Here is a 14,277-nt window from a genome sequence, read left to right on the forward strand (position 1 = left end):
CGCCGGCCCGCCGCCCCCGGCGGGGTTCTGCGGCCCCCCCCGCGGGGGGGGCCGGGGGGGGGGGGGGGGGCCCCCCCCCTCCGAGGGTGCGTCGGGTCAGTTCTGGCCGGGGTACGGCATCTGCCGGGTGCCTTCCGGGCCGTCGGTGACCTGGGGCTGCGGCGCGGAGGCCGGGCCGGGGTCACCCGCGGGCGAGCCGCCCGCGGGGCTGTCCGGGCCCTGCTGGGCGTAGCCGCCGGAACCGGTGGGGCCGCCGTAGCCGCCGCCGGGTCCCTGCCCGTAACCACCGGGCGCGCCCTGCCCGTAAGCGGGGCCGGGCTGGCCGGGAGCCCCACCCGGGCCCTGGCCGGGGCCGGGGTACCCCCCGGGCTGACCTTGCTGGGCTTGGCCGGGCTGGGGCTGGCCGGGCTGGGGTTGGCCGGGTTGGGGCTGCTGCGGCTGACCGGGCCCGCCCTGCGGCCCGCCGAAACCGGGCTGACCCGGCGGCGGTCCCCACGGCTGCTGCGGCTGGCCACCGGGACCCTGCGGCCCGGGGCCGCCCTGCACACCTGGTCCCTGGGCACCGGGCCCCTGGACACCGGGACCGCCGGGTCCCGGCTGGCCGAGCGGCGGGAACGGGCCGGTACCGGGGCCCTGCTGACGACCGCGGGGGTCGGGGGTCCTGGCGCCACCGCTGGGCAGCGCGACGACCTCCGCTTCGGCGAGCAGCAGCACGACGACCACGGCGGCCTGCACGAGGGCCAGCACGAGCTGGACGATCGCGATGCCCCCGGCGAGTCCGGCGATCACGGCCAGCAGCACCGCGAGCGCGCCGTAGACGGCGAGCGGGGCGGCGGCGGGCAGCACGTTGGGGGCCTTCGGCAGCAGCCGCAGCCCCATCAGCACCGCGGTCCCGACGATGGCGAGCCCGGCCGTGCCCGCCATCAGCCCGGCCGCGGCCTGGTCGAAGAACCCGAGCACGAAGGCGATGAGCCCGGCGCCCGCGGCCACGAGCGGCAGGATGGACTTGAGGTCGGTGCCACCCGCGTTGCCGGGCTGCGGCGGCTCCGCACGAGGAGGCCCTGCGTGCGGAGGTGCCTGCTGGTGGGGCGGCGGTGCACCGTAGGGCGTGGACATGGTTGAGAGGACTCCTCCTCGCCGAGGGCCGGGCGAACACCAGTGTCTCCCGGAAGAGTGACACTCGAAACGGTATCGGACTGTGATTCGGCCACCGAACGGGTACGGATCATCCGTTTCCGACCCGCCCGATCCCGTACGCCCCGGTCGTGGAAGGGGTGGAGCTCAGCCCTTGACGATCTCGCGCATCAGGTTCGCGGTCTCGCTGGGGGTCTTGCCGACCTTGACGCCGGCGGCCTCCAGGGCCTCCTTCTTCGCGGCCGCGGTGCCCGAGGAACCGGACACGATGGCGCCCGCGTGGCCCATGGTCTTGCCCTCCGGCGCGGTGAAGCCCGCGACGTAGCCGACCACCGGCTTCGTGATGTTCGCCTTGATGTAGTCGGCGGCCCGCTCCTCGGCGTCGCCACCGATCTCGCCGATCATCACGATCGCCTCGGTCTCCGGGTCGTCCTGGAACGCCTGGAGCGCGTCGATGTGCGTGGTGCCGATGATCGGGTCACCGCCGATGCCGACCGCGGTGGAGAAACCGATGTCGCGCAGCTCGTACATCATCTGGTACGTCAGCGTGCCCGACTTCGACACCAGGCCGATCTTGCCGGGGCCGGTGATGTCCGCCGGGATGATGCCCGCGTTGGACTTGCCGGGCGAGATCACGCCGGGGCAGTTCGGCCCGACGATGCGGGTCTTGTTCCCGGTGGCGTTCGCGTGCGCCCAGAAGTAGGCGGAGTCGTGCACCGGGATGCCCTCGGTGATCACCACGGCGAGCGGGATCTCGGCGTCGATGGCCTCGACGACCGCGTCCTTGGCGAACTTCGGCGGCACGAACAGCACCGACACGTCGGCGCCGGTCTCCTTGATCGCCTCGGCGACCGAGCCGTAGACCGTGAGCTCCTTGCCCTCGATCTCGACGGTCTGCCCGGCCTTGCGGGCGTTCACGCCACCGACGATGTTGGTGCCGGACTTCAGCATCCGCGCGGTGTGCTTGGTGCCCTCGGAGCCGGTGATGCCCTGGACGATGACCTTGCTGTTCTCGTTGAGGAAGATGGCCATGGGTCACGCCCCCGCAGCAGCAAGTTCGGCGGCCTTGTCGGCCGCGCCGTCCATCGTGTCGACCAAGGTGACCAGCGGGTGGTTCGCCTCGGCCAGGATGCGCCGGCCTTCCTCGACGTTGTTGCCGTCGAGCCGGACGACCAGCGGCTTGGTCGCGTCGTCACCCAGGATCTTCAGCGCCTGCACGATGCCGTTGGCCACGGCGTCGCAGGCGGTGATCCCGCCGAAGACGTTGACGAACACCGACTTCACGTCGTTGTCGCCGAGGATGACGTCCAGCCCGGCCGCCATGACCTCCGCGGACGCGCCGCCGCCGATGTCCAGGAAGTTGGCCGGCTTCACGTTCGAGTGCGCCTCGCCCGCGTAGGCCACCACGTCCAGCGTGGACATGACCAGGCCCGCGCCGTTGCCGATGATGCCGACCTCGCCGTCGAGCTTGACGTAGTTGAGGCCCTTGGCCTTGGCCTTCGCCTCCAGCGGATCCTCCGCCTCGGCGTCGACCAGCTCGGCCTGCTTCGGCTGCCGGAACGCGGCGTTCTCGTCCAGCGTGACCTTGCCGTCCAGCGCGATGATCTTGCCCTGCGGGTCCTTGACCAGCGGGTTGATCTCGACCAGCGTGGCGTCCTCCGAAACGAAGGTCTCCCACAGCTTGACGATCACGTCGACGACCTGGTCGGCGACCTCGGCCGGGAACTTCGCGGCCTCGACGATCTCGCGCGCCTTGGCGGCGTCCACGCCCTGGATCGGGTCGATCGCGATGCGCGCCAGCGCCTCGGGCTTGGTCGCGGCGACTTCCTCGATCTCCATCCCACCCTCGACCGAGGCCATCGCCAGGAAGTTCCGGTTGGCGCGGTCGAGCAGGAAGGAGAAGTAGTACTCGTCGGCGATGTCGGAGGCGGTCGTGATCAGCACACGACGCGTCACGTGGCCCTTGATGTCCAAGCCGAGGATCGCCTCGGCCTTGGTCTGGGCCTCGTCCGGCGTCTCGGCCAGCTTGACGCCGCCGGCCTTGCCGCGGCCCCCGGTCTTCACCTGGGCCTTGACCACCACGGGCCCGCCGAGTTCGTCGGCGGCTGCCTTGGCCTCTTCGGGATTGGTGGCCACGGAACCGGGCAGCGTCGGCACTCCGTGGGAAGCGAAGAGTTCCTTCGCCTGGTACTCGTACAGGTCCACTCGACTCTCCTGCGACGTCGGTGTCGGACTGGGCGACCATAGCGACCTGCGAGGACGGCCGGTGCGCCGCACCCGGTGAACTGGCTCACCCCGCTCGCCCGATCGCCGCAGGTGGATGCATCCGGACCGGGGATTTCGCAGTGGGAAAACCGCTGGACGGCGCCGCGGAGTGACGAACGGAACACCGCCTCGGCGACCGTCAAGGGGCTCCGGCGCGGAATTTCGCCCCTTTTTGCGCTCCGCCGGATTTCGCGGCTCCGCGGCGCACCGCGCTCGCGGCGGGCGGCAGCGCCGCCCGGCGGGTCCAGCGCACAGCGGCACGACCGCCCGGTGGCAGGCACGGCCCTGGCGGGTTCAGCGCGCGGCGGCAGGCGCCGCCCCGGCGGGAGTTCGGCACTCGGCGCAGGTGCCGCCCAGCCGGGTTCGGCACTCGGCGGCGGGCACCACTCGGGCGGATCCTCAGCGTTCGGCGGAGCGGCCCGCGAGCAGCGCGGTGATCAGCAGCACGACCGCCGCGGCCACCGCGCACCAGAGCCCCGGCCCCGGCGTGGCGTCCGCGGCGCGCCCCGCGGTGAGCGGGAACTCCAGCGCCCGCACCACCATCACCAGCGCCGCGCCGACGAGCAGCGCCGCCGCCCGCGCGGGCCTGCTGCGGACGGCGAGCACCGTCGCGACCAGCACCGCGACTCCGGCGCCGATCAGCCCCCAGGAAGCGGTCCCGAACCGGGTGAACACGCCCGGCGCGGTGTAGTCGGGAGCGGACAGCACCGGCAGCAGCACCGCGGCCAGCCCCAGCAGCGCGGCGAGCGCCGCGGGCACCGCGACCACCGGCCGCCAGCTCCGCTCGGCGAGGTCCACGTCCGCGCCGCGCTCCGGCTGCCAGTCCGGTTCGGCCAGGTCCACCTCTTCGCGTTCCACCCCGCCGGCCAGCGCCGCGGTGATCGCGGCGAGCAGCGCGAACACCATGGCCGCGCCGGACGCCCACGCGCCCGGCGCCGCGTCGGCGCCCGCGACCTGGGTGGAGGTGAGCACGCTGTCCAGCGCGGCGGCCCCGGCCAGCGGCAGCGCCGCCCAGGCCGCGGTCAGCGCGGGGCGCACCGCGGCGGCGATCGACGGCACCAGCAGGGCCGCGCCGAGCAGCACCAGCAGCACGCCGCCGGGCCACAGCAGCCGCGCCGGGTACACCGAGGGGTCGTCGATCCAGCTGGGCATCCGCAGGTGCGGGGTGAGCGCGCCGACGACGGCCAGCGCACCGGCGAGCAGCGCGAGCGCACCGGCGGCGCGCAGCAACCTGGTCAGCGCGGGCAGCCGCACCTCCCCGGAGTTCCGGGCGGGGTCGCGCCCGCCTTCGACGGCGAGGCCGACCAGCACGAGCGCGGCGGCCAGCACGAGCGCCGGTCCCCAGCCGAAGTGCAGCCGGGGCAGCAGCGCCACCGCGACCAGCGGCGGCACCGCGACGGCGGCGAGCCCGGCGGCGAGGCCGAGCAGCCCGCCGCGCACCAGGTCGCGGTCGGCGGACCCGGCCATGAACCCGGCGGCCGCGGGCACGGCGATCGCCAGCAGCAGGCTGCCGATCGCGACCGCGACCGGCGCCTCCACGGCGGGCTTGGCCAGCAGGTACGGGTCGTCGGAGGTGAACGGCCCCATCAGCAGCCCGACCGCGGCGATCGCGGTCGCGCACAGCACCAGCGCGAGCAGTCCCTGCCTGCGCGCGCCCGCGCGACCGCGCCCGGAGCCGCCGTCGGCGGCGGCCTCGGCGACGGAGCTGCCCGCGAAGGCGTCCTCCCCGAAGGAGCCGAAGGCGTCGGAGGCCCCGTCGGCGTGGTCGAACAGCCCGCGTCCGGCGATCAGTGCGAGCACGCCGGCGGCGAGGGCCAGCAGGTGTCCGGCCAGCAGCACCCAGGTGCCGGGCGCGGCGCCGAGCGGGTCGAGGGTGTCGGGCAGCAGCAGTTCGGGGCGCGCGGCGAGGCCCGCGTCGACGAGGAGCTGCGCGTCCTGCACCAGGCGTCCGGGCGCGAGCACCGCGGGCCCGAGCAGCACGGCGGCGGCCAGCGCGGGCCGGCTGCCGCGGAACACCGCGGCGAGCACCGCCGGGACCAGCGCGGGGACCAGCAGCCAGGGCCAGGAGGTGAACGCGGCCGGCATGTCCGGCGCGACCAGTCCGAGCAGCGGGGCGAACGCGGTGAGCAGCGCGCCGAGCGCGGACAGCGCGATCGCCGCGGTGAGGCCGGTCGGCGGACCGGCGGGGTCGGGCGCCGTCGGGCGGCTCATCTGCGTCTCCGGGGATTCGAACGGGAGATCGGGCCGGGCACTCACCGCGCCGACGCTAGCAACTGATCGCCCCGGGTCCCGCCGGGGATCCGCGGCGGCTACGCACGGTGTCGGCGTTTCGGGCCCGGGCAGCGGTTGCGCCGGGTCGGCGGTCGCGCCGGGGCCGGTTCCGGCGGTCCGGGAATAGTGGGATCACTGGGCGGGTTGTCCGGCTTGAGGCCTCGTACGGGTCATCGAGGTTGAGAGCGTTGCGCTGTTTTTCTGTGACTTGCGTCACTCTTGGGCGTGTCGCATCACCGCCCGAAGCGGAACCACCCCGTTCCCCTAGCCCGAACGGGACCGACTTCCTCGATCACGAACCGCCAGGCAGTGCCACTCGGTAACACCGCACGCCGCGCCGCCCCGCCGCGCGCGGCCACTCCCGGCCGCCCAGCAGTGAACACGCTCCGTGAGCAAACGACCACTGATCGGGATTTGCCCCTAGGGGATCAGCCTGGTTACTGTCCCCCGGTCCGTTGTCACGGTCCGATCACGACCGCCGGTTACCCCGACCGGCGCCCCGGAACCCCGTCCGGGAGCCAGTGACCGGACTCCCCGAGACGGAAGGGCAGGCCTTGTCTCGACACCGCTCCCCCGGCGGCGCCCCGATCGCCGAGGAGTCGTCCCCGCACGATCTTCCGCAGCAGCGCCAGCGGCGGATCTCCACCCCGCCTTCGGTCATCCGCGGCCGACTCGTCGTCGCAGCCGTCGCCGCAGGCGCGTTCGCCGCCGCAGGTCAGTCGATGGCCAGCGGCGAACCGGCCCCCGACCAGGACGGCATCACCCCCCTCGCCTCCGGTCAGGACGCGGCCGCTTCCTTCAGCTCCGCCACCGACGACTCCTCCCGCGGCATGGGCGGTTCCGCCCCGGCCCCGGAGATGCTGCCGGTCGCCAAGGTCAGCAGCGCCGACTCCGAAGTCGAGAAGCTGGCCAAGAGCGAGCGCATCTCCGAGCAGCGCGCGGAGGAGGAAGCCGCCCGCATCGCCGCCGAGGAGGAGGCCAAGCGACCGAAGATCGTCGCTCCGGCCGAGGGCACCTTCACCTCCGGCTTCGGCGGCCGCTGGGGCACCACGCACTACGGCATCGACATCGCCAACAGCAAGGGCACCCCGATCGTCTCCGCCGCCGACGGCGTGGTCATCGACGCGGGCCCGGCGAGCGGTTTCGGCCTGTGGGTGCGCGTGCAGCACGAGGACGGCACGATCACCGTCTACGGCCACGTCAACACCATCACCGCCAGCGAGGGCGAGAAGGTGAAGGCGGGCGACCAGATCGCCACCATGGGCAACCGCGGCTTCTCCACCGGCACCCACCTGCACTTCGAGGTGTGGAACGCCAGCGGCAAGAAGATCAACCCGCTGCCGTGGCTGAGCGCCCGCGGCGTGGACGTCACCTGATCCACCCGGTTCCGCGAGCGGACGACCCGCCAGGCCGGTGACGGTCCGGCGCGCCGTCCGCTCCGGCCGTTCGGCGCCCGGTCACCGCTGCGCGCGCCACCGCCGCACCAGCGCGGGCAGCTCCGCGCGGAGGAAGGCGAAGAAGCGGCACGTCTCGTCCAGGCGCCGACCGGCCTCGGTGTCCGCGCCGACCGCGTCGACACCGGCGGCGAGCGTGCGCGATCGGCAGCTCGGCGAACCCCTGGCCGCCATCCGCGGCGTCCCGGCGGGGTCCAGCGCGAAGCGCTCCACGAACCTGTCCGCCGGGTCCGGTCGCCCTCGTCCACGTCCCCGATTCATACGCTTCCTTTATTCACGATGTTGTGAAACGCGCGTAGCTTGAGCTCCGCAGGTACCTCTCACCTGGGAGAACGGCGATGAACCGCGAGAAGGCCGACTTCACCGGTGCGCGTGCCACCATGCTCGCCACCCTCTACGGACGCGCGCTGCACAGCCGCACCGCGAACCCGGTGCTGCACGACCCCTACGCCGAGGAGGCCGTGCGCCGCATCGACCACGACTTCGACGCCACCGGGCTGCGCGGGAACGACGCGCTGTCGGTGGCGCTGCGCGGGCGGCTGTTCGACGACCTCACCGCGGTGCGGCTCGCCGCGAACCCGGACGTGACCGTGCTGCACCTCGGTTGCGGGTTGGACAGCCGCGGGCAGCGGCTCGACCCGCCGCCGAGCACCGAGTGGTACGACGTCGACTTCCCCGAGGTCATCGACCTGCGGGAGCGGATCTACCCAGCGCGGGCGCACCACCACGTCCTCGGCACCTCGGTCACCGCGCCCGACCTGCTGCGCGACGTCCCGGGCGACCGGCCGGCGCTGGTCGTCGCCGAAGGGTTGCTGATGTACCTCACCGAGGCGGACGGGACCGCGCTGCTGCGCCGCATCACCGAGCACTTCCCCAGCGGGCACCTGATCTGCGACGTGCAGAGCCCGCTGGCGACGCGGTGGGCGCACCGGCTCAACGGCGCGGTGCGCGCGGCGGGAGCCCGGCTCACCTGGGGCGTGCGCGGCGGCGCCGAGCTGGAGCGGGCCGTGCCCGGACTGGTCCTCGACGAGGAGCGCACCTTCTTCGACATCCCCGGCCTGGAACGCCTCGGCCCGGCGTACCGGGCCCTGGTCCGCGGCATGGGCAAGGTCCCCGCGTTCCGCAGGATGGCCCTCGTCCTCAGCATGCACTTCGGCTGAGGACCCGCGGGCCGGGTCAGAGCTTGGTGATCGGCACGCTGCCGATGAGCATGAGCCGGACCGTGCCCGCGCTGCCGAAGTCGATGGTCGCGGTGGCCCGCGGCCCCTCCCCCTCGGTCGCCAGCACCGTGCCGAGGCCGTACTTGTCGTGCGTGACCCGGTCCCCGGCGTCCAGCTTGATGGCGACGGTGTCCTTCCAGCCGGGCGCCCCGGTGCTGCGCAGGCCGCGCGAGGCCACCGAGGCCTGCGCCGAGTCCGAACCGCCCCGGTCGAACCCGCCGCGACCGCCCCAGGTGCTGCGCACCTGCGGTGCGGCCCGCTCCGGCTCGATCCGCCGCCACTGCATCAGCTCGTCCGGGATCTCGGTGAGGAACCGGGACGCGGGGTTCGCCATCGGCTGCCCCCACGCGGAGCGCATCAGCGCCCGCGACAGGTACAGCCGCTGCCGGGCGCGGGTGATGCCCACGTAGGCGAGCCTGCGCTCCTCGGCGAGCTCCGCCGGATCGCTCAGCGCCCGCATGTGCGGGAAGATCCCGTCCTCCCAGCCGGTGGAGAACACCACCGGGAACTCCAGGCCCTTCGCGGTGTGCAGCGTCATCAGGGTGACCACGCCGTCGCCGGACTCGGGCAGCGAGTCGGCGTCGGCGACCAGCGACACCCGTTCCAGGAACGCGGCGAGCGAGTCGTCGGCGGGCAGTCCGAGGTCCTGCTCCTCGGCGTCCTCCGCGGCCGGTTCGGCGGGCGCGACGACGGCCTCCGCGGACGGGTCGGTGCCCTCGGCGGCGACCTCGCCCGCCTGCGGCGCGCGGGCTTCGATGAACTCGCGGGCGACGGTGACGAGCTCGGTGAGGTTCTCCACCCGGGTCGCGTCCTGCGGGTCGTCGCTGGCCTCCAGCTCGCCGCGGTAGCCGGTGCGTTCCAGCACGGCGTCGAGCACCTCGGCCACGTCGGCCTCGGCGGCGACCTCGCCCAGCTCGTCGAGCAGCGCCACGAACCCGGCGATCTGCTTCTGCGCGCGGGTCGCCAGCGCCGGGACGCGGCCCTGCGCGGCCGCCCGCAGCGCCGCGGCGAAGGAGGTGCGCTCCTGGTCGGCGTGCGCGGCGACGACGGCCTCCGCCCGGTCGCCGATGCCCCGCTTGGGCACGTTGAGGATGCGGCGCAGGCTCACGGTGTCGTCCGGGTTGTCCAGCACCCGCAGGTAGGCGAGCGCGTCGCGGACCTCGCGGCGCTCGTAGAACCGCACGCCGCCGACCACGCGGTAGGGCAGCCCGAGGCGGATGAAGACCTCTTCGAACACCCGGGACTGGTTGTTGGTCCGGTAGAACACGGCGATGTCGTTGAACGTGGCCTCGCCGTCGTCGACGAGCCGGTCGATCTCGCCCGCGACGAACGCGGCCTCGTCGTGCTCGTTGTCGCCGACGTAGCCGACGATCGGGGCGCCGTCCCCCGCGTCGCTCCACAGGCGCTTGTCCCGGCGGTTGGGGTTGCGGCGGATCACCGAGTTCGCGGCGGTGAGGATCGTCTGCGTCGAGCGGTAGTTCTGCTCCAGCAGGATGGAGCGCGCCTGCGGGTAGTCCCGCTCGAACTCCTCGATGTTGCGGATCGTCGCGCCGCGGAACGCGTAGATCGACTGGTCGGCGTCACCGACCACGCACAGCTCGGCGGGCGGAGTGCCCAGCTCGGTGTCCTCGGTGCCCACCAACTCGCGCACCAGGGCGTACTGGGCGTGGTTGGTGTCCTGGTACTCGTCGACCATCACGTGCCGGAAGCGGCGCCGGTAGTGCTCGGCGATGTCCGGGTGGCCGCGCAGCAGATCCACCGTGCGCATGATCAGGTCGTCGAAGTCCACGGCCTGCGAGTCGGCCAGCCTGCGCTGATAGGCGGCGTAGACCTGGGCGACCTTGCGCTCCAGGTCGTTGCCGGCGCGCTCGGCGGCCTCCTCCGGCGTGACCAGCTCGTTCTTCAGGTTGGACACGTGGATCGACAACGTCTTCGCCGGGTACCGCTTCGAGTCCAGCTCCAGCTCGCGGCCGATCATCGTGATGAGCCGCTTGGAGTCGTCGGAGTCGTAGATGGAGAAGTTCGACGACAAGCCCAGCGTCTTCGCCTCGCGGCGCAGCACCCGCACGCACATCGAGTGGAACGTGGACACCCACATCGCGTTCGACCGGCGGCCCACCAGGTCGGCGACGCGTTCCTTCATCTCGGCGGCGGCCTTGTTGGTGAACGTGATCGCCATGATCTGGCCGGGGTGCACGCCCTGCGCCAGCAGGTGCGCGATGCGGCTGGTGAGCACCCGGGTCTTGCCGGACCCGGCGCCCGCGACGATCAGCAGCGGGGAACCGGTGTGCACCACGGCGTCGCGCTGCTGCGAGTTCAGGCCCGCGAGCAGGGCGTCCGGCTCGTGCCCCGCCGGGCCGGAACCGGGATCGGAGGAACCGTCGTGCGGGAGATCGAAGAGGGTGCTCATCGTCGTTCCACGTTACCGGCCGCCCCCGACAGCCCGGCCGCCGACGGCGGTCCCAGCGGTCGGGAACGACGTCCCGGTGGATGGCCACCGGCACTCGGGCTGTGGCAGACTGGCGGCGTGCTGACGCGGACGCGCCTCGCTTGCGCGAACTTTTACTACGGGCGGACCGGGATTCCGACGCCCGTAGCCGTGTGAGCGCGCACACCACTACGACGCCCCGGAGTCCTCGGACTCGGGGCGTTTCACATGTCCGGTCCGGGGTGGGGCCGATTCGGAGGACGAGTCATGAACGCCGCTGTGGACGGTGAGCAGCACCAGCCCGAACCGAACGACGCACCGGACGCCCCCGCGCGTCCCGCCACCGAGGCCATCGCCGGCTTCCGCGAGGAGATCGACCACCTGGACGCCGAGATCCTGCGGCTGATCAAGCGCCGTGCCGAGGTCTCCCGGCAGGTCGGCGAAGCCCGGATGGCCGACGGCGGGCCGCGCATCGTCTACAACCGCGAGATGGACGTCCTGGCGCGCTACCGGGAGCTGGGGCCGGAAGGCCGCGAGCTGGCGATGATCCTGCTGCGCCTCGGCCGCGGCCGCCTCGGGCGCTGATCAGCGCGCGGTGCACGGCCCGGCGGCGGGCCGTGCACCCGGCGCCCGCTCAGTGCGCCGTCCAGCCGCCGTCCATCGGGAACGAGGCGCCGGTGATCGACGCCGTGCTCGGGCCGCAGAGCCAGTGCACCAGGTCGGCCACCTCGTCCGGTTCCACCAGCCGCTTCACCGGGGTGCGCGCCAGCAGCACGTCCTCCACGACCTGCTCCTCCGGCACCCGGTGCAGCTCCGCCTGCTCGGCGACCTGGCGCTCCACCAGCGGTGTCCGCACGAAGCCCGGGCAGACGCAGTTCGAGGTGACGCCGTAGCCGGCGGCCTCCACCGCGACCGTCTTCGACAACCCCTCCAGGCCGTGCTTGGCCGACACGTAGGCGCTCTTGAACGGCGAGGCGCGCAGGCCGTGCACCGAGGAGATGTTCACGATCCGCCCCCAGCCCCGCTCGTACATGCCGGGCAGCGCGGCGCGGATCAGCCGGAACGGCGATTCCAGCATCACCTTCACCAGCTTCGCGAACATCTCCGGCGGGAACTGGTGCACCGGCGCCACGTGCTGCAGGCCGGCGTTGTTGACCACGATGTCGGCGTGCTCGCCGAGCGGCGCCGCCGCGTCCGGGTCCTCCAGGTCGACGACGCGCGCCTCGGCGTCGAGGTCGGCCGCGATCCGCTCCACCGCCTCCGCCTCGCGGTCCACCACGATCACGGTGGCGCCGGCGGCGGCCAACCTGCGGGCGGTGGCGGAGCCGATGCCGCTGGCCGCGCCGGTGACGACCGCCCGCTTTCCGGCTAGGGAGTGCTGGTCCGGGAGTTCGGCGGGACGATCGTTCATAGCCTGAGAACCTATGCGTGATGCTGATCTCGATCCAGGGGATCGCCACAACCACTTCCGCGGACGGCGGCGCAACCCCAGCTCAGCCGCCAACTTGCCCGGGCGGGCCTCCGGGAAACCACCCATACCGGACCGGTGCGGGACAGGGCAGACTGGAGGCATGGGTGCACTCATCGGGATCGTCGCATTGCTCGTGACCCTCGTGGCGGTCGTGGCCGCCGCCGGGCACGGGGCCTACCTGGGGATGCTGACCTCGGCGGCGAAGAAGCGGCCGGGCGGTCAGCCGGTGGTCGAGTTCGCGCGCAAGCGCCTGCCCGTGACGGGGGTGACGCTGGCCGTCACGGTGGTGGCGCTGCTGATCGCGCTCGGCGGGGGCGCGGGCGCGGACGTGTTCGCGATGCTGCTCGGCGCGGGCGGCGGCGCGGGGGCGCTCAAGGCCCTCCAGACCACCCAGACCAAGTTCCGCAACAACGACTACTGATCGCCGCGGCGCCGGGCGGGGCGCGTGAGCGGGAAGTACTCCGGGCTGTGATCGCAAGGTGAAAACCGCCGGGAAGCGTCCCTCTTTCGAGCGATAGTCAGGGTTACCACCGACTCGTGTGACGCGGGGGGCGCTCGGCGCTGCCTAGCCTCCCCGACCATGACCCCTTCGGCGGTGTCCCGCTCGGCGCTCGCGACGACCGAACCGCGGGACGACGACCTCCTCGCACCGCGCTGGCCCGGCGGCGATCCCGTCAGCACGCCTCCCGGCGGCACGGACGCGCGTCCCGACCGGCTCGGCCACCCCACCGGAACCGGGGTGAGCTGGGGCGGCCTCATCGAGCAGCCCGCACCGGGCGCCGGGCCGCACCGGATCCGCGCGATCAGCGCGTGCGCCGCCGACGCCGGCGCGCACGACCCGTTCGCGGACACCGGTCCGCTGCCCGCCGTCGCCCCCACCACCGGGGCGGCGATCGGTGCCGCGCCGGCCGAACCGGGCACCGACCCGCTGAGCGACACCGTCCCGGTCGGCGGCCTGCACAAGTTCGACCTCGGCATGGTGCCCGCCTCCGTCACCCCGCCGCGGTCCTCGCGCCGCGCGGCCTGGTTCGCGGTGGCCTCCGCCGGGGCGGCGTTCGGCGGACTGCTGCTGGTCGCGACCGCGCTCGTCACCCCGACCACCTCCATCGAGGGCCTGCGGCCGCCGAACATGCCGCGGGCCACGCACTTCCCGTCGCCCGCCCCGGAACCGCACGCGGACGGGCCGGACTTGCTCGCCGACCGCGCACCGACCTCCGGGCTCGTCCCGCCGCCGCCCGGTCCGCCGCGGCAGCAGGCACCCGGGGCGGTCGACCACCCGCCCGGCCGGGCACCGGCGGACGGACCTCCCGACAGCGCTCCGGGCGCGAGCGAGCCGGGCGGGGAGGTGAGCACCGAGCCGGCGGCCGCCCCACCGGCACCGCCGCGGCAGTCCGCCCCGGTCACCTACCGCGACGAACTGCTGACCTTCACCGATCCGCGGCTGGTGGCGGCGCGTTCGGAGCACTACTTCGACGCGGTCCGCGCGCACGACCTCGCCGGGGCGTACGCGGGGACGACCGGGCGGCTGCGGGCGGCGGGCTTCGCCGCGTTCGCCGAGCGCTACCGGGACGCCGCCGCGGTGGAGGTGCTGTCGGTGTCGGCCACGTCGTCGAGCACCGTCACCACCTTGCGGATCACCCGCACCGACGGGTCGGTGGCGGAGCAGCAGCGGCGGTTGCGCTTCACTTCCGGCTCGGATCCGCGGGTGTACGCCGACGACGTGGCCTGGTGATCGACGAGCGCTACTCACCGTGATCGACTGCGCTGTTGGAGATCGCCCGTCACGGCCCCCACTTCTCTTTCAGGTGAAGTCACGCCCCGAATCCCCCGAACACGTTCGGTGAGGAGTACGAGTGCAATCGCAAGGACCGTGCGACCCCAGGCCCGGCCATGTCCCCGAGCCCGGCCGGTGCGGGACGAAGGAGGCTCGGCGAATCGAGATGCGGCACCGAATACCCCTGCTGCGCGAAGTCCTGACCGATACCGGCGGGCCACGCGGTTCCGCGGCGGAGGGTCCCGCACCCGCCCGGTCGT

Annotated in this window: 12 protein-coding genes; 5 read left to right on the plus strand and 7 right to left on the minus strand. The window is 73.6% G+C overall.

What is annotated here, in order from left to right:
- Positions 1 to 96 precede the first annotated feature (96 nt).
- From LCD31_RS11765 to LCD31_RS11780, 4 genes are all read right to left on the minus strand, one after another.
- Positions 97 to 1,116: a DUF5336 domain-containing protein gene (locus LCD31_RS11765; protein WP_224957965.1), complete on the minus strand. Its 1,020-nt coding sequence runs from the start codon at positions 1,114 to 1,116 to the stop codon at positions 97 to 99.
- A gap of 165 nt (positions 1,117 to 1,281) precedes the next feature.
- Positions 1,282 to 2,166 carry a succinate--CoA ligase subunit alpha gene (sucD, locus tag LCD31_RS11770; RefSeq protein WP_224957967.1) on the minus strand — a complete coding sequence of 295 codons (885 nt, stop codon included), beginning with the start codon at positions 2,164 to 2,166 and terminating at the stop codon, positions 1,282 to 1,284.
- A 3-nt stretch (positions 2,167 to 2,169) separates the two neighbouring features.
- Positions 2,170 to 3,339, minus strand: coding sequence for an ADP-forming succinate--CoA ligase subunit beta (sucC, locus tag LCD31_RS11775; protein ID WP_224957969.1), 1,170 nt, complete (start codon positions 3,337 to 3,339; stop codon positions 2,170 to 2,172).
- Between the two features lie 459 nt (positions 3,340 to 3,798).
- Positions 3,799 to 5,610 carry a hypothetical protein gene (locus LCD31_RS11780; protein WP_224957971.1) on the minus strand — a complete coding sequence of 604 codons (1,812 nt, stop codon included), beginning with the start codon at positions 5,608 to 5,610 and terminating at the stop codon, positions 3,799 to 3,801.
- A gap of 614 nt (positions 5,611 to 6,224) precedes the next feature.
- On the opposite strand from LCD31_RS11780, the gene LCD31_RS11785 reads away from it, so the two are divergent.
- Positions 6,225 to 7,046, plus strand: coding sequence for a M23 family metallopeptidase (locus tag LCD31_RS11785; protein WP_224957973.1), 822 nt, complete (start codon positions 6,225 to 6,227; stop codon positions 7,044 to 7,046).
- An 81-nt stretch (positions 7,047 to 7,127) separates the two neighbouring features.
- Here the strand turns inward: LCD31_RS11785 and LCD31_RS11790 are convergent, their stop codons facing one another.
- Positions 7,128 to 7,337, minus strand: coding sequence for a hypothetical protein (locus LCD31_RS11790; RefSeq protein ID WP_224957975.1), 210 nt, complete (start codon positions 7,335 to 7,337; stop codon positions 7,128 to 7,130).
- 125 nt (positions 7,338 to 7,462) lie between these two features.
- On the opposite strand from LCD31_RS11790, the gene LCD31_RS11795 reads away from it, so the two are divergent.
- Positions 7,463 to 8,284: a class I SAM-dependent methyltransferase gene (locus tag LCD31_RS11795; protein ID WP_224957976.1), complete on the plus strand. Its 822-nt coding sequence runs from the start codon at positions 7,463 to 7,465 to the stop codon at positions 8,282 to 8,284.
- 16 nt (positions 8,285 to 8,300) lie between these two features.
- Here the strand turns inward: LCD31_RS11795 and LCD31_RS11800 are convergent, their stop codons facing one another.
- Positions 8,301 to 10,754: a UvrD-helicase domain-containing protein gene (locus LCD31_RS11800; RefSeq protein ID WP_224957977.1), complete on the minus strand. Its 2,454-nt coding sequence runs from the start codon at positions 10,752 to 10,754 to the stop codon at positions 8,301 to 8,303.
- Positions 10,755 to 11,039: 285 nt separating this feature from the next.
- Between LCD31_RS11800 and LCD31_RS11805 the strand changes: the two genes are divergently transcribed.
- Positions 11,040 to 11,357 carry a chorismate mutase gene (locus LCD31_RS11805; RefSeq protein WP_224957978.1) on the plus strand — a complete coding sequence of 106 codons (318 nt, stop codon included), beginning with the start codon at positions 11,040 to 11,042 and terminating at the stop codon, positions 11,355 to 11,357.
- A gap of 49 nt (positions 11,358 to 11,406) precedes the next feature.
- Here the strand turns inward: LCD31_RS11805 and LCD31_RS11810 are convergent, their stop codons facing one another.
- Entirely contained in the window at positions 11,407 to 12,183 is a 777-nt protein-coding gene (locus LCD31_RS11810) for a 3-hydroxybutyrate dehydrogenase (RefSeq protein WP_224957979.1), read from the minus strand.
- A 160-nt stretch (positions 12,184 to 12,343) separates the two neighbouring features.
- On the opposite strand from LCD31_RS11810, the gene LCD31_RS11815 reads away from it, so the two are divergent.
- Both LCD31_RS11815 and LCD31_RS11820 read left to right on the plus strand, forming a co-directional pair.
- Positions 12,344 to 12,664 (plus strand): hypothetical protein, encoded by a 321-nt coding sequence (locus LCD31_RS11815; protein ID WP_224957980.1) that lies wholly within the window; start codon positions 12,344 to 12,346, stop codon positions 12,662 to 12,664.
- A gap of 159 nt (positions 12,665 to 12,823) precedes the next feature.
- A complete protein-coding gene (locus LCD31_RS11820; protein WP_224957981.1) occupies positions 12,824 to 13,975 on the plus strand; it encodes a hypothetical protein in 1,152 nt (383 codons plus the stop codon).
- Positions 13,976 to 14,277: the final 302 nt, after the last annotated feature.

This window comes from Saccharopolyspora sp. 6M, assembly GCF_020176775.1.
GTDB lineage: Bacteria > Actinomycetota > Actinomycetes > Mycobacteriales > Pseudonocardiaceae > Saccharopolyspora_C > Saccharopolyspora_C gregorii.

Bases quoted from the DNA above. Each gene is read 5' to 3' on its own strand.
- LCD31_RS11810 (WP_224957979.1), bottom strand. From the start codon at position 12,183: ATGAACGATCGTCCCGCCGAACTCCCGGACCAGCACTCCCTAGCCGGA.
- LCD31_RS11805 (WP_224957978.1), top strand. From the start codon at position 11,040: ATGAACGCCGCTGTGGACGGTGAGCAGCACCAGCCCGAACCGAACGAC.
- LCD31_RS11800 (WP_224957977.1), bottom strand. From the start codon at position 10,754: ATGAGCACCCTCTTCGATCTCCCGCACGACGGTTCCTCCGATCCCGGT.
- LCD31_RS11820 (WP_224957981.1), top strand. From the start codon at position 12,824: ATGACCCCTTCGGCGGTGTCCCGCTCGGCGCTCGCGACGACCGAACCG.
- LCD31_RS11795 (WP_224957976.1), top strand. From the start codon at position 7,463: ATGAACCGCGAGAAGGCCGACTTCACCGGTGCGCGTGCCACCATGCTC.
- LCD31_RS11815 (WP_224957980.1), top strand. From the start codon at position 12,344: ATGGGTGCACTCATCGGGATCGTCGCATTGCTCGTGACCCTCGTGGCG.
- sucD (WP_224957967.1), bottom strand. From the start codon at position 2,166: ATGGCCATCTTCCTCAACGAGAACAGCAAGGTCATCGTCCAGGGCATC.
- LCD31_RS11765 (WP_224957965.1), bottom strand. From the start codon at position 1,116: ATGTCCACGCCCTACGGTGCACCGCCGCCCCACCAGCAGGCACCTCCG.
- LCD31_RS11780 (WP_224957971.1), bottom strand. From the start codon at position 5,610: ATGAGCCGCCCGACGGCGCCCGACCCCGCCGGTCCGCCGACCGGCCTC.